This is a genomic window from Methylobacterium sp. J-030, assembly GCF_022829545.1.
Classification (GTDB): domain Bacteria; phylum Pseudomonadota; class Alphaproteobacteria; order Rhizobiales; family Beijerinckiaceae; genus Methylobacterium.
This window is the reverse complement of sequence record NZ_JAKSYM010000106.1, coordinates 1-20,775: the sequence shown is the minus strand read 5'-3', so window position 1 is coordinate 20,775 and position 20,775 is coordinate 1. Positions and strand designations below refer to the sequence as shown.

At 70.0% G+C, this 20,775-nt stretch carries 16 protein-coding genes; 6 read left to right on the top strand and 10 right to left on the bottom strand.

From position 1 onward, the window contains the following. On the bottom strand, positions 1-1,877 hold a 1,877-nt coding region (locus MKK75_RS06380; RefSeq protein WP_244041775.1), incomplete at its 3' end, for a phosphatase PAP2 family protein. A gap of 479 nt (positions 1,878-2,356) precedes the next feature. On the opposite strand from MKK75_RS06380, the gene MKK75_RS06375 reads away from it, so the two are divergent. Next, positions 2,357-3,988: an inorganic phosphate transporter gene (locus tag MKK75_RS06375; RefSeq protein ID WP_244041774.1), complete on the top strand. Its 1,632-nt coding sequence runs from the start codon at positions 2,357-2,359 to the stop codon at positions 3,986-3,988. 327 nt (positions 3,989-4,315) lie between these two features. Here the strand turns inward: MKK75_RS06375 and MKK75_RS06370 are convergent, their stop codons facing one another. Then, positions 4,316-4,567 (bottom strand): hypothetical protein, encoded by a 252-nt coding sequence (locus tag MKK75_RS06370; RefSeq protein ID WP_244041773.1) that lies wholly within the window; start codon positions 4,565-4,567, stop codon positions 4,316-4,318. 3 nt (positions 4,568-4,570) lie between these two features. Continuing rightward, complete coding sequence (locus MKK75_RS06365) at positions 4,571-4,984, bottom strand: MucR family transcriptional regulator (RefSeq protein ID WP_244041772.1); 414 nt, start codon at positions 4,982-4,984, stop codon at positions 4,571-4,573. Positions 4,985-5,233: 249 nt separating this feature from the next. Between MKK75_RS06365 and MKK75_RS06360 the strand changes: the two genes are divergently transcribed. Further along, a complete protein-coding gene (locus MKK75_RS06360; protein WP_244041771.1) occupies positions 5,234-6,193 on the top strand; it encodes a helix-turn-helix domain-containing protein in 960 nt (319 codons plus the stop codon). Positions 6,194-6,225: 32 nt separating this feature from the next. On the opposite strand, the gene MKK75_RS06355 is transcribed toward MKK75_RS06360, so the two are convergent. The 5 genes from MKK75_RS06355 to MKK75_RS06335 form a co-directional block, all read right to left on the bottom strand. Then, positions 6,226-7,554, bottom strand: coding sequence for an MFS transporter (locus MKK75_RS06355; RefSeq protein ID WP_244041770.1), 1,329 nt, complete (start codon positions 7,552-7,554; stop codon positions 6,226-6,228). A 200-nt stretch (positions 7,555-7,754) separates the two neighbouring features. Then, complete coding sequence (locus MKK75_RS06350; protein ID WP_244041769.1) at positions 7,755-8,681, bottom strand: hydroxymethylglutaryl-CoA lyase; 927 nt, start codon at positions 8,679-8,681, stop codon at positions 7,755-7,757. Between the two features lie 8 nt (positions 8,682-8,689). After that, entirely contained in the window at positions 8,690-9,883 is a 1,194-nt protein-coding gene (locus MKK75_RS06345; protein WP_244041768.1) for a CaiB/BaiF CoA transferase family protein, read from the bottom strand. Between the two features lie 66 nt (positions 9,884-9,949). After that, positions 9,950-10,897, bottom strand: coding sequence for a LysR substrate-binding domain-containing protein (locus tag MKK75_RS06340; protein WP_244041767.1), 948 nt, complete (start codon positions 10,895-10,897; stop codon positions 9,950-9,952). Positions 10,898-10,920: 23 nt separating this feature from the next. Continuing rightward, complete coding sequence (locus MKK75_RS06335) at positions 10,921-11,295, bottom strand: hypothetical protein (protein WP_244041766.1); 375 nt, start codon at positions 11,293-11,295, stop codon at positions 10,921-10,923. Positions 11,296-11,681: 386 nt separating this feature from the next. Between MKK75_RS06335 and MKK75_RS06330 the strand changes: the two genes are divergently transcribed. From MKK75_RS06330 to MKK75_RS06315, 4 genes are all read left to right on the top strand, one after another. Further along, a complete protein-coding gene (locus tag MKK75_RS06330) occupies positions 11,682-12,317 on the top strand; it encodes a LemA family protein (protein WP_244041765.1) in 636 nt (211 codons plus the stop codon). A gap of 33 nt (positions 12,318-12,350) precedes the next feature. Then, the gene (locus MKK75_RS06325; protein ID WP_244041776.1) at positions 12,351-13,127 is read left to right on the top strand and encodes a TPM domain-containing protein; all 777 of its coding nucleotides are present in this window, start codon (positions 12,351-12,353) and stop codon (positions 13,125-13,127) included. Further along, complete coding sequence (locus MKK75_RS06320) at positions 13,117-13,749, top strand: TPM domain-containing protein (protein WP_244041764.1); 633 nt, start codon at positions 13,117-13,119, stop codon at positions 13,747-13,749. Before MKK75_RS06325 ends, MKK75_RS06320 begins: the two co-directional genes overlap by 11 nt. A gap of 393 nt (positions 13,750-14,142) precedes the next feature. Beyond that, the gene (locus tag MKK75_RS06315; protein ID WP_244041763.1) at positions 14,143-15,471 is read left to right on the top strand and encodes a nucleotide disphospho-sugar-binding domain-containing protein; all 1,329 of its coding nucleotides are present in this window, start codon (positions 14,143-14,145) and stop codon (positions 15,469-15,471) included. Between the two features lie 27 nt (positions 15,472-15,498). Here the strand turns inward: MKK75_RS06315 and MKK75_RS06310 are convergent, their stop codons facing one another. Together MKK75_RS06310 and MKK75_RS06305 are read right to left on the bottom strand one after the other, a co-directional pair. Beyond that, positions 15,499-18,825: a PAS domain-containing protein gene (locus tag MKK75_RS06310; RefSeq protein WP_244041762.1), complete on the bottom strand. Its 3,327-nt coding sequence runs from the start codon at positions 18,823-18,825 to the stop codon at positions 15,499-15,501. Then, positions 18,822-20,144: an O-antigen ligase family protein gene (locus MKK75_RS06305; RefSeq protein ID WP_244041761.1), complete on the bottom strand. Its 1,323-nt coding sequence runs from the start codon at positions 20,142-20,144 to the stop codon at positions 18,822-18,824. The genes MKK75_RS06310 and MKK75_RS06305 overlap by 4 nt, the downstream gene beginning before the upstream one ends. Between the last annotated feature and the right edge of the window lie 631 nt (positions 20,145-20,775).

Genomic DNA, 20,775 nt, shown 5'->3' with positions numbered 1-20,775 from the left:
TCGTTGCGGGTGAGCGTCAGGTCGACGTCGTTCGGCAGGTAGCGCAGGCCCGGCGAGAGGAAGGCGAGGTTCGACGTGACGCTGGCGAACTGGCCCGACACACCGCCGGCGGCCGACAGGATCGTGTAGGTGGTGCGTGGGTTGTAGGCACCTGAGGCGGCCAGCACCTGGACGGTGCCGCCCGCGAGCACGGCCTGTCCGGCGGCGGTGATCCGGTCGGCTTGGCCCGCGGCGTTGGCCTCGACCCGGTAGGTCGAGCCGGCCGCGAAGGCGGCGTTGCCGGTGACGGTGAGCGTGCCGATCGAGTTGCCCGGCGACACCGTGCCGCCTGACAGTGCGCTGAGCCCGCCCAGCGTGCCGGAGCCGCCGAGCAGGCCGCCGGATCCGACCGAGACAGTGCCCGCGATGGTGCCGTTGGCGTAGAGGGCGCCGCCGTTGCCGATGCCGACATCGATGCCGAGGCGGTCGCCGGCGTCCATGGTCAGGCTGCCGGTGACGCTGCCGAAGTAGCCGGCGGCCGCGTAGAGGTCGAGTCGCGCCCAGTAGCTGAGCGGGCTGCCGTAGAAGGCGGCGAGCGCGTTGGTCTCGGTGTTGACCAGGATCTGGTTGATGGTCGTGGTCGAGAGCTGGCCGTAGAGGCCGCCGCTGGGCGCCAGCGTGCGGGCGGCGCTGGTCGAGCCGCCGTAGAGCGGGGCGAGCAGGATCGAGGCGTCGGGGCCGCCGGCGGGGGCCTGTTCGCGCGGCGCCTGGGCGAAGGTCAAGGTGGGCAGGCCGTAGGTCAGGCGCTGCCGATAGATGGCCTGGTTGGCGGCGGACGGCAGGTAGGGGTTGCCGGCCTGGTTGGCGGCGCTGCCCGCGCAGGCCGCGACGGTGTTGCCGCACTGGGCGGCGAGGTAGGCCTGGATCTCGGCCTGGGCCTTCACGAACTGGGCCGGCAGGTTGATCGCCGTGCCGGTCACCGCGGCGTTGTTGATGTAGGCCGGGTTGGTGAAGGCCTGCGCGAGGTCGTAGAAGGCCAGTGTCCGACCCGCGATGATGTCGAGCGGGTAGTGCACGCCGAGCACGATGCGGCTCTCGGCATAGTCGGAGGCGCGCAGCAGCATGCTCTGGTACTGCTGCGGCACCAGCATCGCCAGCACGAGGCTATGGGTATACGCCAGCGTCGTATGACCGCTCGGGAATGACGCGTTGGTTTCGAGACCCTTGAGCGCCGACGGGTCGAAGATGTTGAAGCGTGCCGGCGCCGCCTGGACCGGCCGTGAGGAGCCGTAGACGTTCTGGCCGGCTTGCGTGTTGGTGACGCCGTAGGCGAGATCGTAGATGCTGTCGGTGGTGTTGGGCAGGCTGTTATAGGTCGGCAGGCTGTAGCCGGCCGGGGCCACGGCCGGGACTGCCACATAGTTGGCCGGGGTCACGCTCGGATTCTGTGCCGCACCATTGGCAAAGTAGTTCTTCGCGACCGCGTTGTCGGCCCCCGTCAGCGCGTCGGCGCTGATCAGCAGGTTGATCGCGGTGCCGAGCGGCCCCTTCGCTCCCAGCGCGGCGCCGCGCTGGTAGATCGGGCCGAGCTGCGGGCCGAGTCCTCCGACAAGCTGCTGCGGAACGATCCCATTGACCGGCGTCTGGGCCGGCAGGCCGCCAGCGAGACTCGCGGCGATCGGAAAGGTCCCCAACCCGACCGAGGCGAGATCGTTACGCTCCAGGTAGAGATAGTTCTTGTCGCTGATCGCCCGCTGCTTCCGCGACAGGTCGGCGCCGACATTGATCGCCGCGGACTGCGACAGATTGAGTTCAAGCGTCTGCTGTCCGACCGGCGTCGCGTTCAATGACAGGTACGGCGCCAGGAGATTGAAGCCATTGACTTGCGACGCGGTCACGTTCGCCGTTTGCGCCTGCGCCCCTGAACCGAAGGCAGCAACCATCAAGGTCACTACCGAGACCCCGCAACGAAATGTCATGTCCGGCCCCCGGAAATCCGCGGCCATTCGGCCTGCGGGCGGAGGCTTAGCGAAGTTCAGCTCAGAAACACTGTCATAATGCATTCACGTTGTTATCGAATCGACTTGTGTAGCCTGCTGGCAACATCTTTTGGATTAGCCGTCGCAATGACATTTTGGGTAATTGCATTATCATTGATGTTTACGCTTGATTGAACGAATGAGACATTCGAACTCCGAATTTTATCTTGCTTCAATCGTGATATGGGCCAAGGATATGTCGTCTCGGTTCGGAACGTTCCTCGGAGACAGATAAAACTCGAATCTTCGCCATCAGGATCGGTATAGAACGTCACCGGACCGTCACACGGGCCTCTTAATCCCGATTCATCGATAAAAATGCTTCCTTGCGAGGGTTCATGTCCGATTCCGCCGTGATGTCGCCATCGGGAGTCGCAGGACCTCGACCAGCCGGCGCGCCCCGCCTTGATCACGGGATGCACCCGGGCGGGGTGATCGCGTTCCTCCTCGTCCTGGTGGCCGGCCTCGGCTACGCGGTCGTCAGCCTGATCACCGACATGAACGCGGTGGGTGAAGCGCCCCTGGCCTACGGCGCCTTCGCGCTGCTGGGGCTCGCCCTCCTCATCGCCCTCGGCTTCGAGTTCGTGAACGGCTTCCACGACACGGCCAACGCCGTGGCCACGGTGATCTACACCCACTCGCTGCCGCCGCTGGTGGCGGTGATCTGGTCGGGCTTCTTCAACTTCCTCGGCGTGATGCTCTCCTCCGGCGCGGTGGCCTACGCCATCGTGACGCTGCTGCCGGTGGAACTGATCCTGAACGTCGGCTCCCACGCGGGCTACGCGATGATCTTCGCGCTGCTGCTGGCCGCGATCATTTGGAATCTCGGCACCTGGGCGTTCGGCCTGCCGAACTCCTCGTCCCACGCGCTGATCGGCTCGGTGCTCGGCGTCGGCCTCGCCAACCAGTTGATGAGCGGCGGGGACGGCACCGCGGGCGTCGACTGGGGTCAGGCGCTCAACGTGTTCAAAGCGCTGCTGTTCTCGCCGATCTGCGGCTTCGTGCTGGCGGCGCTGCTGCTGCTCGCCCTGAAGTTCGCCGTGCGCCGCAAGGACCTCTACGAGGCGCCGAAGGGCGACGCGCCGCCGCCCCTGTGGATCCGTAGCCTGCTGATCCTCACCTGCACGCTGGTCTCGTTCTTCCACGGCGGCAACGACGGCCAGAAGGGCATGGGCCTGATCATGCTGATCCTGATCGGCGCCGCCCCCACCGCCTACGCGCTGAACCGCACCATGGCGGACGATACGACGCCCGCCTTCGTTCAGACCTCGACGGCGGCGAGCCAGGTCTTCTCCACCCGCGCCCCCGATGCCCCGGTGCCGGAGGCCGCCGAGGCCCGCCGGACGGTGACGGAGGCGCTGAAGACCAAGGACCTGAACAAGCCCCCCGTCTACGCGGCGCTCTCGGCGCTCTCGAACGACATCGCCGCCAGCGTGAAGAACTATGGCGCCATCCGCACGGTGCCGGCTGCCCAGACGCAGAACCTGCGCAGCGACATGTACCTCGCCGCCGACGCGGTGCGGCTCCTGCCCAATGCGGGCGCCGACTTCTCGGAGGCCGACAAGGGGACCCTGAAGCGCTACGCCGGGCTGCTCAACGACGGCACGCGCTACATCCCGGGCTGGGTCAAGGTCTGCGTCGCCCTGGCGCTCGGCCTCGGCACCATGGTCGGGTGGAAGCGCATCGTCGTGACGGTGGGCGAGAAGATCGGCAAGACGCACCTCACCTACGCGCAGGGCGCCTCCGCCGAGATCGTGGCCGCCGGCACGATCGGACTCGCCGAACTCTATGGCCTGCCGGTCTCGACCACCCACATCCTCTCGTCGGGCGTCGCCGGGACGATGGCGGCGAACGGCTCGGGTCTGCAGATGTCGACGGTGCGCAACATGGCGCTGGCCTGGATCATGACCCTGCCGGCCGCCATCACCCTCGCGGCCGGATTGTTCTTCATCCTGCGTCACGTGTTCTGAGCGGATTCGCGGTGTGCCGCAGGTTTTCGTCGCAAAACCGGCGGCCACTTCTGCGAAACCTGCTTCGCGCTCTTGCGCCGAAGCCGACACCGGCTCGGCCCAAGAGCGCGCGTTGCGACACGGGCTGAGGGCCGCGCCCGATTGCAACGCGATCGGGCGCGGCTCCAGTGCCGTGCTCGCGAGCATCGCCCCGGCCCCGATGGCCCGGGCGATGCGCTCACGGCGCCGCCATAACGCAGCCGGCCGGGTTCGCCGGGCCCGCCCCGCACGCCCCCCCGGGCACGGAGCGGGCGGTGTCCCCCAGCCGGCTGCGGCGCCCCCCGACGCTCAGGAACCCGCCATCGCCCGGACGAAGGCCAGACAGGTCCGGCGCGCGGCGGCATTGTCGATCGCCGCGAAGACCGTGACGAGATCCGCCGCCTGCAGGATCGCCTCGTCCTGCCCCTCGGCCTCGGGGGAGAAGGCCGAGACCGGAACACCCAGCACATGCGCAAGGCGCGCGAGGTTGTCCCGGCTCCGGGCCGCCGCCTGTCGAGGCGCGGGCGACGGCGCCGGCCCCTGCGGGTAGCCGGACGCCATGGCTCAGGCCGCCTTGTGGCCGAGCTGGATCGCCTTGGCGATCTCGGACCGCCGGGCGGCGTAGCCCGGAGCGACCATCGGGTAATCGGCCGGCAGACCGTACTGGAGCCGGTAGCGCTCCGGCGTCAGCCCGTGCGCGGTGAGGTGGCGCTTCAGGGTCTTGTAGGACCGGCCGTCGATGAAGCTGATCAGGCCGTCGTGCTGGATCGACGCCTCCACCTTCTCGGCATTCGCGCCAGCCCAGCGCGAACCGACCTGCCCCGTCCGTCCGCGCAGATCGGCGATGGCGGTGTGCACCTGATCGATCAGGCTCGGCAATTCCGCGGCCTCGACCGCGTTGCGGGACACGTAGGCGGCCACGATGGCGCCGACCTTCTCCAGCATGAAAACGGGGTGGGTTTCTCTCAGGTTGTCCATATCGAGCTTCGCCGTTTGTTAGACCTTCGCGGGATCGTCGATCGGTTTGATTTTGATCCGTGATTCCACACAGATAGATCGACGCCGAAAGCCGCTCGGGTGATTGGGATGAGTCCGACCTCAAGTTCGCTTCAGTTCGTTTCTTGAGGATGCAGAAGATATACAATATGTACCGGGCGGCGCTTGTCCGATGGCGCGAGGATTTTTGCCCCGCCGCGCAAGAGAGTGGCATCAAGGTTAAAAATACTGATGCAGCCACTGTTTTCGACCATTGGCCTCCATCCGAGAAACAGTTTCCCCCTCTGGCGCGACATTCTGCGGCAGCAGTCGCTGCCGATCGAAGCACAACGCCTCGACGATACGCCCTTTGAAGGCCGCCTCGATATCGCGGAGATTGGATCGATACTTCTCACACGCATCGCGCAGAGCAGTGTCCGCAGCGAAGTAACGCCTGAATTACTGAGACGTCTGAAGAAGGGCGACACGCTCGTCGTCCTGTTCAAGCTCGCCGGAACCTTGACCGTCCAGCAGGGGGAGCGGGTCACGGAGCAGCGCGCGGGCGACCTCGTGGTGATCGACCACCGCCCCGCAATCCTGACCACAGGCCCGGGGAGCCAGTCCCTGTTCCTGGAGCTGCCCCGGGAGCGCCTGGAGAACCTGCTCGGACCGGCGCGGCTCTATACGGCCCTGACAATCGGTGCGGATCTCGGCGCGACGACGCTGGTCACGACGTTCTTCCAGGATCTGATCCGGGTCCGCCGTGAGCTCACCCCCGACGCCGCGGACCGCATGACCGCGATCGGCGGCGACCTGATCGTGGCCAGCATCGCCGAGCGCTTGGCGCAGGAGGTGCCCCAGCCCCTGTACGGCACCGTGGTGGTCCAGCGCGCCAAGGCCTATGTCGAGACCCATCTCCACGAGCCCGGCCTCGATGCGCCCGGGCTTGCCGGGGCGCTCGGCGTGTCGCTGCGGCGCCTCCAGGAATTGTTCCACGCGCGCGGCCAGCACATCTCGGACTACATCTGGCAGCGCCGGCTCGAAACGGCGGCCCGGCACCTCGCCGACCCCACATGCGCTCCTCTCGCGATCGGCGTGCTGGCCCATAAGTGCGGCTTCGCCAACCAAGCCCATTTCGCCCGCCGCTTCCGGGCGTGCCATGGCATGACCCCCCGGGAGTACCGGCAGGCGGCCGTGGTGGGCGCCCCCTGATCGATTGGCCGGGGGCGCCCGATGCCGCCTGCTCAGTGGGCGCGGTCGCTCCGGCGCAGGCTCGCCGGCATGGCGAAGAGCGCGAGCGCGGCGGCGGCGAGGCAGAGCCCTCCGATGCCGTAGAGGGCGGGCGTGGTCGAGCCGGTGAGGTCCTTCACCCAGCCGACCATCACCGGGCTGACGATGCCGCCGAACTGGCCGAGCGTGTTGATCAGCGCGATGCCGCCCGCCGCGCCGACGCCGGTGACGAGCTTGGCCGGCAGCGTCCAGAAGGTCGGGATCGAGGCCACGATCCCGGCGCCCAGCAGCGCCAGGGCGAACATCAGCGGCACGATGTGCTTGTCGAACAGGCCGGCGCCGAAGAAGCCGAGTGCGGCGGCGATCGCGAGGCCCGCGACGAATTTCGGCCGCTCACCCGAGGCGTCGGACAGGCGCCCGATCACCACCATGCTGATCGCCCCGCAGATGTAGGGGATCGCCGTCAGGAAGCCCACGGAGGCCGCCTGTCCGCCGCTGGCGGTCTTGATCAGGTCCGGCCCCCAGAAGTTCAGGCCATACGAGCCGATCTGCAACAGGAAGTAGATCAGCCCGATCATCAGGAAGCCCGGCTGCCGGATCGCCCCGAGGAGCGAGTGGTCGCCGATATCCTTGTTGTGGTGGGCGATCCGGCTCGACAGCAGCGCCTTCTCGGGCTCGGAGAGCCATGTCGCGTCGGCGATCCGGTCGTCGAGACGGATCAGCACGAGAATGCCGAGCACGAGGCAGGGCAGGCCGCCGGCCAGGAACAGCCACTGCCAGCCGGCGAGCCCCCCGACGCCGTTGAGGCCGCCGAGGATCAGGCCCGCCACCGGCGCCCCGAAGATGCCCGAGAAGGCCGAGGCCACGAACATGAACGAGGTGATGCGCCCGCGATGCGAGGCCGGGAACCACAGGGTCAGGTAGTAGAGGATGCCGGGCGCGAAGCCCGCCTCCATGGCGCCGATCAGGAAGCGCAGGGCATAGAAGTGCCACTCGCTGCGGATGAGGATCATCAGCGCGGTGGCGATGCCCCAGGAGATCATGATCCGGGCGATCCAGCGCCGCGCCCCGACCCGGTAGAGGAACAGGTTGGAGGGCACCTCGAAGATCACGTAGCCGATCACGAACATGCTCGCGCCGAGCCCGTAGGCGACGTTGCTGAAGCCGAGGTCGCTCTGGAGCTGGAACTTGGCGAAGCTGATGTTGATGCGGTCGAAGAACGCGAACATGTAGCAGATCATGATCAGCGGCATGAGCCGCCACGCGACCTTGCGGACGATGCCGTTCTCGGTCACCGCGCCGGCCTCGAGGGCGGCCGGCGAGCCCGACAGGATCGCGGTCATGGGTTTCCTCCGTTTTTTGGGATTTTGGTGAGCGGGGCCGCCTTCGGGTGGGCAGCTTTTCGCGGTGAATGAAGGTGACGGACCGGTCGCGGCGCGGGTCCCCTCCCCCCTCTGCGGGGGAGGGTGGGCGTCGCGTTCGTTGGAGCTGTTGGTGCCTCACTGTCGTGGATTGCGGGGCCGTCTGCGCGCCTTGCCCAGGCTCAAGCGGCCGTGGCAGGCGCCGGATGCAGATCGCAGGGGCGGCCGGCCTTGGCGATCTGGCCGGGGACATCGTGGCCGACGAGGCGGGGCAGATCTCGCGACAGGCCGATCAAAGCCTCAAGGTTCAGGCCCGTGGGCACCCCCATCTCGTGCGCCATGCTGACGAGATCCTCGGTGCAGATGTTGCCCGTGGCCCCCGGTGCGAACGGGCAGCCGCCGAGGCCACCGAGGGCGGCGTCGAAGCGCCGGGCCCCCGTGTCGTAGGCGGCCAGCACGTTGGCCAGCCCGAGGCCGCGGGTGTTGTGGAAGTGGAGCGTCAGGCGCCCGGCGCCGACCAGCGGCAGGACGCGCGCGACGAGGCGCGCCACCTGCCGGGGATTGGCCATACCGGTGGTGTCGGCGAGCGTCACCCCATCGACGCCGAGCGACAGGTAGCGCTCGACCTGTGCAAGAACCGTGTCGACCGGCTGATCGCCCTCGAACGGGCAGCCGAAGGCGGTCGCCACCGTGGCGTTGGTGCTCACCGGCGCGTCCCGCACCGCATCCATGATCCGCGCGAAGCCCGCGATCGAATCGGCCGTGCTCATACCCATGTTGGCGCGGTTGTGGGTCTCGCTCACCGAGGCGACGAGGTTGATCTCGTCGACCTTGGCGGCGATGGCACGCTCGGCGCCCTTCGGGTTCGGCACCAGGGCGACGTAGACCGTGCCGGACCGGCGCCGGATCCCGGCGAAGACCTCGGCCGCGTCGGCGAGCGCCGGCACGGCCTTCGGCGAGACGAAGGACGAGACCTCGATCCGGCTGAAGCCGGTCTCCGAGAGGGCGTCGATCAGGCGGATTTTTTCTTCCGTCGGCACGAAGACGGGTTCGATCTGGAAGCCGTCGCGGGTTGCGACCTCCTGGACGATCAACGCGTCGCTGCTCATGCCCCCACTCATGCCACCGCTCCCTTCTCGCGCAGGGCCGCAATCCGGTCCGGGTCGAGGCCGAGTTCGCCGAGCACCGCATCCGTGTGGGCGCCCAGCGCCGGCCCCTGCCAGCGGACCTCGCCGGGAGTGTCGGACAGCTTCGGCACGATGCCGGGCATCTTCACCTGGGTCCCGCCGGGAAGCTCCGCCTGCAGGATCATGTCGCGGGCCTGATAGTGCGGGTCGGCGACGATGTCGGCCACCGAGTAGATGCGGCCGGCCGGCACGTCCGCCGCGTCGAGGGCGGCCAAGGCCTCCTCGACGGTCCTGGTCTTCGACCAGGCGGCGATCAGCCCATCCAGCATCACGGATTGCTGCGAGCGGCCGTCGTTGTTGCGCAGGGCCGGATCCTCGGCGAGGTCGGGCCGGCCGATCACCGCCATCAGGCGGCGGAAGATCGGATCGCTGTTGCCGGCGATGACGACGTAGCCGCCGTCCCGGGTCGGATAGGTGTTCGACGGGGTGATGCCGGGCAGCGCGCCGCCGGTCCGGGTGCGGACCTCGCCCAAAAGGTCGTATTCCGGGACGAGGCTCTCCATCACGTTGAACACGCTCTCGACAAGCGAGACGTCGATCACCTGCCCGGCGCCCTGCCCGGTCTTGACCCGCAGGAGCGCCATCAGCGCGCCGATCACGCCGTGGAGCGAGGCCAGGGTGTCGCCGATGCTGACGCCGACCCGCGCGGGGGGCGCCTCCGGGCTGCCGGTGGTGAAGCGGATGCCGCCCATCGACTCGCCGATGGCGCCGAAGCCCGGCCGGTCGCGGTACGGGCCGGTCTGGCCGTAGCCGGAGATCCGGACCATCACGAGGTTCGGGTTGAGGGAAGAGAGCACGTCCCAGCCGAGGCCAAGCTTCTCAAGGCCGCCGGGGCGAAAATTCTCGACCACCACGTCGGCGCTCTGGGCGAGCTGCTTGACGACGTCGAGGCCCTCAGGGCTTTTCAGATTGACCGCGATCGACTTCTTGTTGCGCGACTGCAGGTACCACCAGAGCGAGGTGCCCTCGTGCATCTTGCGCCACTTGCGCAGGGGGTCGCCCTCGCCCGGGGGCTCGACCTTGATCACCTCGGCGCCGAACTCGGCCATCAGCCGCGTCGCGAAGGGCGCGGCGATGAGCTGGCCGAGTTCGAGAACACGGATACCGCTGAGCGGGCCGGACATTCTCTCCTCCATGTTTGTTGACTGTTGAGTACTGTGAACGAGGTCGCGAAGTCCAAACACCATCGATCATCCTGCGTTCTCAAACGGAGAACGCAGGACCTCCGCGGTGCGGAGATGGTCGAGCAGGAGCCGGGCGGCCGGCGGCAGGAAGCCGGGGCGGACGACGAGGCTCAGCATGCGCTGCGCCCAGGGGTCGGTGAGCGGCACCGCGGCGAGCCGCATCGACGGACCGAGCAGGGCGTGGACATGTTCCGGGACGGTCCCGAGCCCCATCCCGACCTGCGCCATCCGGCAGATCGCGTCGAAGCTCGGCACATGCATGCGCAGGCGGAGCGGCCGGCCGAGGCGCCGGGCCTCGTCCCGCAGGGCCGCGTAGATCGAGCTCTCCGCGTGCAGCCCGACATGGTCGTAATCGAGGGTCTCGGCCAGCGCGATGGCGGCGCGGTCGCTCAGGGGGTGGGTCTCGGGCATGACCAGAACGAGCCGGTCGGCCCGGTACGGGTAGGCGGTGAGCGTCCGCACGTCGCTGCCGCCCGCGCAGATGCCGAGATCGGCGAGCCCCTCCTCGACGCCGGCCACGACGCCGCCGCTCGGGCGCTCCTCCAGATCGACCCGGATCCCGCCCTGCACGGCGAGGAACGCCTGAAGGTCCTCGGGCAGGAATTCCACGATGGCCGAGAGGTTGGCAAGCACCCGCACGAAGCCGCGCACGCCCCGGGCATGCTCGGCGAGTTCGAGCGCGATCTGCTCGGCGCTCGCCAGCATGCGGCGGGTGTGATGCAGCAGCGTCTCGCCCGCTGGGGTCAGGCGCATGCCGCGGGGCTCGCGCATGAGGAGGGTGCAGCCCAGCGCGTGCTCCAGCTCGGCGAGCCGCTTGCTCACCGCCGAGGGTGCGATGGCGGCGCGCCGCGCCGCGCCGTTGAGCGTGCCCTCCGCGCAGATCGCCGCGAACAGGCGCAGCGTCTTCAGGTCGAGGCGGCTCAGGGTCGCCGCGGTGGGTGGGCCTGCGGACATCCGGTCTCCCCCGGCCGACGCGGTCAGTCCGGCGAACCGACCGGCTGGCCGTAGCGGCCGTAGCCGAGCTTCGCCCCCTGCCGGTTGACGCGGCCGATGCTCATCACGACCCGCTCCAGATCGTCGATCGCGCCGATGAGATGCGCGCGGGCCGCCGCGATGGTGTCCTCGCCCTCCTCGACAGGGGTCTCGGCGAGTTTCACGGCGGCGATCAGCACGCGGTCGCGCTCGTCCTCGATCCGCGGATCGCGCTCGACATGGCCGCGCACCCGGGCATCGTAGGCCTCGATCACCGACCAGGGCAGCGCGTCCTTGCCGGACGGCGCCTGGAAGGCCAGCGCGTGGCGCCGCGCGACCGCGCTGGCGGCCCTGACGTAATCGGCGAGTCCTGCATCCATTCCCGGCCTCCGCTGAACCGCTTCGCGCATTCCCCGAAGTATACGTCGGTCTGGCCGATCGCGTCGTCCAGCCATGGTTTCGAAAGGTCGCGACCCAGCGCGTTCAAAGTGCTGGGCTGAGACCCGAGACGGGGCGTCGAGCCGGTTTGACCGGCCCGTTTGCCGGGCGCATGCAGGGCGAGCGGAATGCGACCCGGGATCCGGCACACGCGGTCGCGGAGCGTCGATGGGGGTCAAATCGAACGGGCCTCACCGCACGCCGAGGCCCCGGTCGACCCATCCTTCCCATCCTTCAACAGGGGTGGGGCTTACCTTGGCGGGTCGAATCGGTATCTGCTGTCCGCCTCATCAACGGGCCGGGACTCGCCTGGCGGACAGGGAACGGAATGATGACGACACTGACGGCCGGCGCCCTGCGCCAGCCCTCCGCGGCGGCGCGGCTCCTCGGCCTGCTCGCGATCGCCCTGGCGGCCATCGGCCTGTCCGGCTGCGGGGCGGTCAACCGGGTGCCGACCCTGCAGGAGCAGGCCAAGTCCGCCTGGAGCGAGGTGCAGAACCAGTACCAGCGCCGGGCCGACCTGATCCCCAACCTCGTCGAGACCGTGAAGGGCTACGCCCAGCAGGAGAAGGACGTGCTGATCGGCGTCACCGAGGCGCGCGCCAAGGCGTCGAGCGTGAAGGTCGACGCCTCCACGGTCAGCGACCCGCAGAAGTTCAAGGACTATCAGGACGCGCAGAACCAGCTCTCCGGGGCGCTCGGACGCCTGCTCGTGACCGTGGAGCGCTACCCCGATCTGAAATCGAATCAGAACTTCCTGGCCCTGCAATCGCAGCTTGAGGGCACCGAGAACCGCATCGCGGTGGCGCGGCGCGACTACATCAACGCCGTCCAGGCCTACAACACCGAGGTGCGCACGATTCCGGGCCGCTGGATCGCGGCCTTCCTCTATCCGGACGCCAAGCCCATGGAGACGTTTTCGGCGACGCCGAACGCCGACCGGCCGCCGAACGTGAAGTTCTAGGGATTGCCCGTGGGCCAAGGCATCCCGGCGCGGGTGCGGCTCGCCCTGGCGCTTGCCGTCATCGCCGCCGGCCTGGCGATCTATGCGGCCGGTGCACGGGCGGCCGAGCTGAGCTTCCCGCCGCTCACCGGTCGCGTCGTCGATGCGGCCGGCCTCCTCACGCCGGACCAGCGCCAGACGCTCGACGCCAAGCTGAAGGCGCACGAGGACAGGACCTCGGACCAAGTCGTGGTGGCGACGGTGCCGAGCCTCCAGGGCACGACCATCGAGGATTACGCCAACCGCCTGTTCCGGACCTGGAAGCTCGGGCAGGCCAAGACCGACAACGGCGTCCTCCTCCTGGTGGCGCCGCAGGAGCGGAAGGTCCGGATCGAGGTCGGCTACGGGCTCGAGGGCGCGCTGACCGATGCCCAGTCCCGCACCATCACGGCCAGCGCGATCACGCCGCGCTTCAAGACCGGCGACTGGTTCGGCGGGCTCGACGCGGGCGTGGACGGGATCCTGGCGATCCTGGCGCGGGACGCGCAGGACTGGCAGCGCGCGCCGCAGGCAAAGGACGATACGGCCGATCCGGTGCAGGTCGCGATCTTCGTGATCCTGCTGCTGATCGTGATGGTGGTCGCGTGGCGCATGGTCCGGCTCGGCAGCCGGGCCGGACGGGGCGGCGGGGTCGTGTTCCTGCCCGGCCCCGGATCGGGCGGCTGGGGCGGGGGCTTCTCGGATGGGGGCTCCTCGGGGGGCGGGTTCGACGACAGCTTCTCCGGCGGGGGCGGCTCGTCGGGAGGCGGAGGGGCCTCCGATGGCTGGTAGCCTCGCCGCGGCGCTGACGCCGGAGGCGCGCGCCCGCCTCGCCCGGGCGGTTTCGCGGGCCGAGACCGGCACGTCCGGCGAGATCGTCGTGATGGTGAGCGCGCGGGCGGGCGCCTACCGCTCGCTCGTCCTGCTGGCGACGCTGGTGGCGGCCTTGGTCCTGCCCTGGGCACTGATCGCGCTGACGCCCTGGGGCGCGGCCGGCATCGCCCTGGCGCAGGCCGCCCTGGTGGCGGCGATCCTGCTCGCGAGCCAGAGCGAGCGGCTGCGCCTCGCCCTGGTGCCGCGCCGCCTGCGCAGCGCCCGCGCCCGGGAGGCGGCACAGCGGGCCTTCTGGTCCCGGGGCCTGAGCCTGACCCGGTCCCGCACCGGCGTGCTGCTCTACCTGTCGCTGGCCGAGCGGCACGCGGAGATCGTGACCGACCTCGGCGTTCTGCGCGAAGTCTCGCCCGCCGCCTGGGACGGCATCCTCGCCGACCTCATCGCGGCCCTCGGGCGGGGCGAGATCGAGGCCGGGCTGACGGCGGCCATCGCGGCCATCGGGGCCCGTCTAGCGGAGCACCTACCGGCCGGGCCCGACGATCCGGACGAACTACCGAACCGGGTGATCGTCGTGGCGTAAGACGGCTTTTCGGTCGAGAGCGTCGGCGCCGCACATCCTGGCGAGCGGAGCGAAGCCATCCAGCCCGCGCCGCGCTCGCCGACGTCGCGCTGCCCCGGGTCAGTTCGCTGCGCTCGTGATGACGGAGCGGGCCGCAGGAACCGGAGCGTTCGCAGGAACGCCGTCTGCGGTGTCCAAGCCGGCTCGGTCCTCGATGCCGGTGGGCGCGGGATCACGCGCAGCCGATGGTGCGCTGCCACACGACGCCGTTCTCGCCCCGTAACCAGATAGATTTGCAGGCGATTTCCCTCTGATACCGGCGCGTGATCGCGCCTCGGGCACCCCTTCGAGGGGGGCGCCAAGATTCCAACAGGGGCGAGGCCGGCATCGCCGGCTTCGCCCGAGGAGGCCGTGATGAAGATCCTGATCGCCGCGACGCCGCTCACCGGCCACGTCAACCCGCTGCTCGCCATCGGCCGCGCCGCCGCCGCGCGGGGTGACGCCGTGCTCGTGCTGTCCGACGCGCTGTTTCGCCAAAAGATCGAGGCCGCGGGCCTGCGCTTCACCGCCTATGCCGACAACGGTTCGGCCACCTACCGGGAAACCGAGCTGCCGGCGGGACCCGAGCGCTACCGGCGCGAGTTCGAGCGGCGCTTCATCGATCCGATGCCGGGTCAGGCGGAGGTGCTGCGCCGGCTGATCGCCGAAGAGGCCCCCGACGTGATCGTGGCCGGGAGCATGTTCCTCGGCGTGCTGCCCCTGCTCCTCGATGAGGCGCCGCGGCCGCCGATCGTCACCGTCAACGTCAGCTTTCTGTTCCTGGACCGGCCGGACCACGCCCCGGTCGGCCTCGGCCTGCCCCCCGCCCGGGACCGGGCCGAGCGGGTCCGCTACGCCGCCCTGAAGGCCGGCATGGACGCGGCCTTCACCAACCCGGTGCGCGCCTATACGGACAGGGAACTCGCCACGCTCGGCCTGCCGCCGCTGCCGGCCTCGCTGCCGCACTCGATCGTGGTGCTCCCGGACCTGTTCCTCCAGCCGACCGTGCCGGGCTTCGAGTACGATTACGGCGCGCTGCCCCCGGGCCTGCGCTTCATCGGGCTGCTGCAACCCCCAACCCCACCCGCGCCCCTGCCGGATTGGTGGCCGGAACTGGAGGCGGCGAACAATGCGGGCAAGCCGGTCGTCTTGGTCACGCAGGGGACGCTCGCCAACGCGGATTTCGGCGAGCTGATCGAGCCGACCCTCGCGGCCCTGGCCGATCGGGATGATCTCCTCGTCCTCGCCACCACCGGCGGGCGGCCGGTCACGACCCTGCGCGCGCCGATCCCGTCGAATACGCGGCTCTCCAGCTTCCTGCCGTTCCGCGATCTGCTGCCGCGGGTGAGCGTGCTCGTGACCAATGGCGGCTACGGCAGCGTCTCACAGGCGCTGGCCTCCGGGGTGCCGATCGTCTCAGCCGGCCTCACCGAGGACAAGGCCGAGGTGAATGCCCGCATCGGCTGGTCCGGCGCCGGCATCAACCTCGCCACCAACACGCCGAACCCGGAGGCCCTGCGGGACGCGGTGGAACGGGTGCTCGGCGAGCCCGCCTTCCGGCAGCGCGCCGACGTGCTTCAGGCCGCCTTCGCCAGCCGCGACGCCATGGCGGGCATCCTGACGGCCGTGGACGACCTCGCCCGCTCCGGCCCGGTGCGCAGCGGCGGAGCGGGCCTCGCGGTGCCGCTGGCGCGGTCGGCGTAAGCCCGAGCGCCTGCCGAGGATGCGATTTCAGGCCGCGCGCAACTGCCGGATGGCGCGCAGGGCGGTGGCTCGTTGGATCTCCAGGCGTCGGATCAGCGGCATCAGGTCGGCCCCCGCATGGGCGGCCGCCTCGACCTCCCGGCACAGGCTCGACAGGCCGACGAATCCCAGAAGACCCGCCGCCGCCACGAGGGCGTGCGCGTCGTGGGCGATCTGGAGCCGATCGGTCTCGCTCGGCCGGAACCGCTCGGCGAGTTCGTTCGCCAGGAGATCCAGCAGCGCGCCGACCCGTGCCGCCCCGAAATTCGCCTCCATCTCGGTGAGCACCGCGGCGTCGAGGATGGCGGCGTCGACCTGCGCGGCCCGGCGCGGCTCCTCCGCCCGCGCCGGGCGCCGGGCGCCGGGCGCCGACCAGCGGCTGATCGTGGCGAACAGGTCGGCCCGGCGGAACGGCTTGCCGACGTAATCGTCCATGCCGGCCGCCCGCAGTTCCTCGATCTGGGCGGGCAGCACGTTCGCCGTCATGGCCACGATCGGGATGTCGCAGGCCGGCGGTGCCAGCGCGCGGATGCGGCGGGTGGCCGTGAGACCGTCGACCCGGGGCATCTGGACATCCATCAGCACCAGATCGTAGGGGCGCCCGTCCGCGGCCGCGGCGGCGACCGCCGTGATGGCCTCGGCACCGTCGCCGGCCACCGCGACGGCGTAGCCCTGGGATTCGAGCACCGCGCAGGCCAGCTCCTGGTTCAGCGGCACATCCTCGACTAGGAGCAGGCGCGATTGCGCCGCGGCCCGTTGCGCCGTGGCGGCTTGCGCCCGCGGCCGGGCGCCCTCACGCGCCTCCCGCGCCGCGTGGCCCGCGGCCGCTCCGGCGCTCCGCGGCAGGGTCAGGCGGAACCAGAAGGTCGATCCCTGCCCCTCGCGGCTTTCAACGCCGATCTCGCCGCCCATGAGCGTCACGAGGTGGCGGGAGATGGCGAGTCCGAGGCCGGTGCCGCCGAAGCGCCGGCTGATCGAGCCATCCACCTGGCTGAAGCGCTTGAACAGCCGGTCCTGCTGGGCCGGCGCGATGCCGATGCCCGTGTCGGTCACCGCGAAGCGGATGACGTCGCCGGGGCTGCCGTCGGGGGCGGTGCCCGCGCCCTCCCGCTGCACCGTCAGGGTGACGGAGCCGGCGGGCGTGAACTTTACGGCGTTGTTGAGCAGGTTGAGCAGCACCTGCCGCAGGCGGCCGGGATCGCCGACCACGTGATCCGGAAGCGCCGGGTCGATCCGGGCCTCGATCGCGAGGCCGCTCCGGATCGCGCTGCCGCGCACGATCGAGACCGCGGCGTCGACGGTGGAGACCAGCGGGAAGCCTACCGGATCGAGGGACAGCTCGCCGGCCTCGATCTTGGAGAAGTCGAGGATGTCGTTGACGACGGTGAGCAAGGCCGCGCCGGAACTCTGGATCAGCTCCAGGCGATGCCGGTCTTCGTTTTCGATGGTGCCCTCATCGAGGAGCAGGTCGGCATAGCCGAGGATGCCGTTGAGCGGCGTGCGGATCTCGTGGCTCATGGCGGCCAGGAACTCGCTCTTGGCCGCGCTCGCCCGCTCGGCCTCGGCGCGGGCGGCTTCCGCGTCCCGCGTGGCCGCCCGCAGCGCCGCCTCGGCGGCCTTGCGCTCGGTGACGTCGAGGTGGAGCCCAACCATGCGCTGCGGCTGCCCCTCGGCCCCGAACACGGTGCGCCCGCGGGCGTAGAGCCAGCGCGCGCCGACCCGGAACTCGGCGGCGTAGGGCGTGGACGTCTCCACCGCCCGACGGATCTCGTTCCAGACGTCGCCGACATCCTCGGGATGGAGCAGGCCGGTCCAGTCGGCGGCGGTGATCGTATGGGGCAGGCCGGTCTCCGGCAGCCCGTGCATGCGCGCGCTCTCGGGGCTCAGGGTGGCGAGCCCGGTGCGCATGTCCCAGTCCCAGGTGCCGGCCTCCGCGGCGTCGAGGGCGATCCCCAGGAGGCCGCGGGCCTCCTCCACGGCGAGGCGGGCGGTGACGATGTCGTCCACGTCGAGGGCGGTGCCGAGCCATTCCAGCACGGCGACATCCGCGGGATCGAGGCGGATCGGGATCAGGGAGAGCTTGTGCCAGCGGTAGACGCCGTCGCGCCGCCGGATCCGCCACTGGCCACTGAAACCCACGCCGGTCGCGACCGCCCGGGACCAGGCCGCATCCATGGCGGCGGCGTCATCGGGGTGATTGCGGCCGATACGCGCGGCGCGCTCCGGTCCGATCGGCCCGTAATAGGCCTGGAACTGCGCGTTGGCGTAGGTCGCCCGCCCGTCGCCGACCCGCATGGTCCAGACCAGGAGCGGCAGGGTCTCGGCGAGCCCGCGGTAGCGCAGCTCGCTGCGCCGGACCTCGTCCTCGGCGCGGCGCCGCTCGGTCACGTCGATCAGCACGCCGACGAGGCCGACGCTGCCCCCATCCTCGCGGCAGACGCCGCGGACGACCACGTGGCGGATCTGGCCGTCCGGCCGCAGCAGACGCGCCTCGAAGTCGAAGCTCGCCCGGCGCGCGATCGCATCGGCCACGATCGCTTCGAGCCGGGACTGGTCGTCGGGATGGTAGAGCTGCGCGAAGGCGTCGAGGCGCGGCGGCGGCGTCCCGGGGTCGCGGCCGGCGATCACGTAGAGGCTGGCCGACCAGATCGGCTGGCCGTCGGCGAGGTCCACCCGCCAGTTGCCGACGCTGGCGAGCTGCTCGGCCATGGTGAGCTGGTGGTTGGCCGCCTCCTGGGCGCGGGCGCGCGCGTTGATCTCCCGGTGCTGCTCGCGGATCAGGGCTTCGCGGATCGCCGCCCCCTCGATCTCGCGGCCCCGGCGGGCGTTGGCCTCGGTGAGCCGCAGATGGGCGAGGACGATCTCGGCGAGATCGCGGAAGGCGGCCGCCTCCTCCGCCGAGAGCCCGTCGCGCGGTTCCGGATCGATCAGGCAGAAGGTGCCGATCCGCAGGCCCGGCCGCAGGCTCAGCGGCAGGCCGGCGTAGAAGCGGAAGCCACCCTCGGCGGCGACGCCCGGCATGTCGCGGAACCGCGGATCGGCCCGGGCATCGGGCACGACCAGCAGGGCGTCGCTGCGGATCGTGTGATCGCAGATGCCGTCCTCCCGCGGAATCGCCCCCGGCAGGTCGATGCAGGGCGTCTTCGGCCACAGCTCCGTGGCGTCGATGAAGTTCACGAGGGCGCTGCGCACCCCGAACAGGCGGCGGGCGGTGCGGCAGACGGCGTCGAAATGCGGTTCGGGCGCCGTACCCAGGATGCAGAGGGCCTGGAGGGCGGCGAGCCGCTGGGTCTCGCTGTCCGGCTGCGTGCTCACGTGACCGTCTCCGGATGCGGACCTCCCGCCGGTGATCCGCCGGCCCGGGGCGCGGGATGGCGCGCCGTGGTCCGCGTTTCAAGCGTGGCGGACCGCCACCCGCCCACGCGCAGCCGCGCCGCTTCGAGCGCCCAGACCATGCCGAGCATCATGTAGACGTGGCGCCACTTCTCGATGTCGATCTGGAAGGCCTGCAGGAAGAACATCAGCAGCGCCGGCCAGACGATCTGGGCGTGCGCCCGGAACGGCGACGGCCGCACCAGGAGCCGGAACCCGACGAACCCCGTCGTCAGCACCAGGCCGATGAACACCGCGCCACCGAGCCAGCCGCCATTGGCGAAGGAGCCGATGTAGGAATTGTGCGGCTCCAGCCCGAAGACCAGCCGCCAGTGCATCGGCCCCATCCCGAACGGCCGCTCCAGCAACATGGCGAGACCCCGGGCTTGGTTGCCGAAGCGGCCGGTCTCGCCCTGATCGTAATCCTGGGTGAGGGACGCGCGGATCTCGAACATCTGGTGCACGTGGTCGTCCGCGAGCAGGGCGATCACCGCCACGGTGCCGAGCACGAGGGTCGCGAGGGTGAGGAGCACGATGCGGCGGCGCAGGCGGATCGAGCGGCTGCCCGCGTAGACCGAGCCGACCATGAGCAGCACCGCGACGACGCTGCCGCCCCAGGAGCCGCGGGAGAAGGACAGGAAGATGCCGGCCACGATGATCAGCAGGCCGGCGAGCGAGGCCAGCGGCCGGCGCGCCGAGCCGGTGAGCAGACCGTGCATCAGGTAGAGGGCGCCGAGCGTCAGGAACGAGCCGAACACGTTCGGGTCCTGGAAGGTGCCCGAGGCGCGGTCGTACTTGTAGAACAGGTCCTCGATGCCGAGCCATTGCAGGTAGCCGACGATGCCGAGCGCGGCCGAGAACACGCAGCTCGCCGTGTAGGCCTTGAGCGCCAGCTCCATCCGGGCGTGGGTGTCGTCCGCGAAGAACATGGCGAAGAAGATGCAGGTGATCGCGAGGTAGATGAGCTGGATCGTCCAGGTGACCGGGAATTCCTCGTTGAGGTAGGGCAGCAGCGCGCAGACGATCGCCGCGAGGTAGAGGAGCAGCAGCGCCATCAGCGGCACCATCCCCCGATGCAGGCGCACGCCGAGGCAGAGCCAGAGCACGATCGTGGGGATCGCCACCGCGTCGTAGGGCGACGTGTCCGAGAAGGCGAAGCAGGCGAAGAAGATGAAGGCGGCAAACAGCGCCTTCGCCAGCCCCTCCACGACGACGAGGAGCGGGATGCCGGGCGCGGTTCCGGCGGCTGCGCTGTGGGCCATGATACGCGGGCTCCGCGGGCCGAGTACGCGGGCCCGCAGCCGATAGAGTGACAGTCAATCGTTGAGAATCGGCTTCGTGGGCGGAAGCGGGGGTGTCCGCGGCTGCGAAGATTGACGCGACGGCTCCGCATCTCTCCCTCCCCCCTCTGCGGGGGAGGGTGGCATCCGAAGGGGGTGCGTCGAGCTTCGCAACGGCGCACAACCCCGCTTTGGCCTACAAACCCGCTTCGCCACGCTTTGATCTTAGGTTCCCCTCTGCCGACCCCCGCTCTCGCCGCGCCCACCCCCCGCCGCAGGGCGGGCAGGGCGACCTCCGGAACCGCCGCGTCCATCTTCGCCCCCGCGGACACGCCGGCGTCTGCCCAGGCACCCGTTTCCCACCTATTGTTTTTCACCCTCTCGGCTGTGGCCCACAAACCCGCTTCGCCACGGCCGAAACCTGAGCCGCACACTCCCGACCCCTACTGACGCAGGAGCAACACTTCCCCGGTGAAGGGGCAGGGAGAAATGCGGAGGCGTTGAGACAATCGGTTCAGCTGCGAGTACCGCCGCTTAAGCCCACGACGCGTATACGCAACGACTCAGAGCGAAAGAGAGTACGTCTGAACGACAGTCACACAGCAAGTTATCT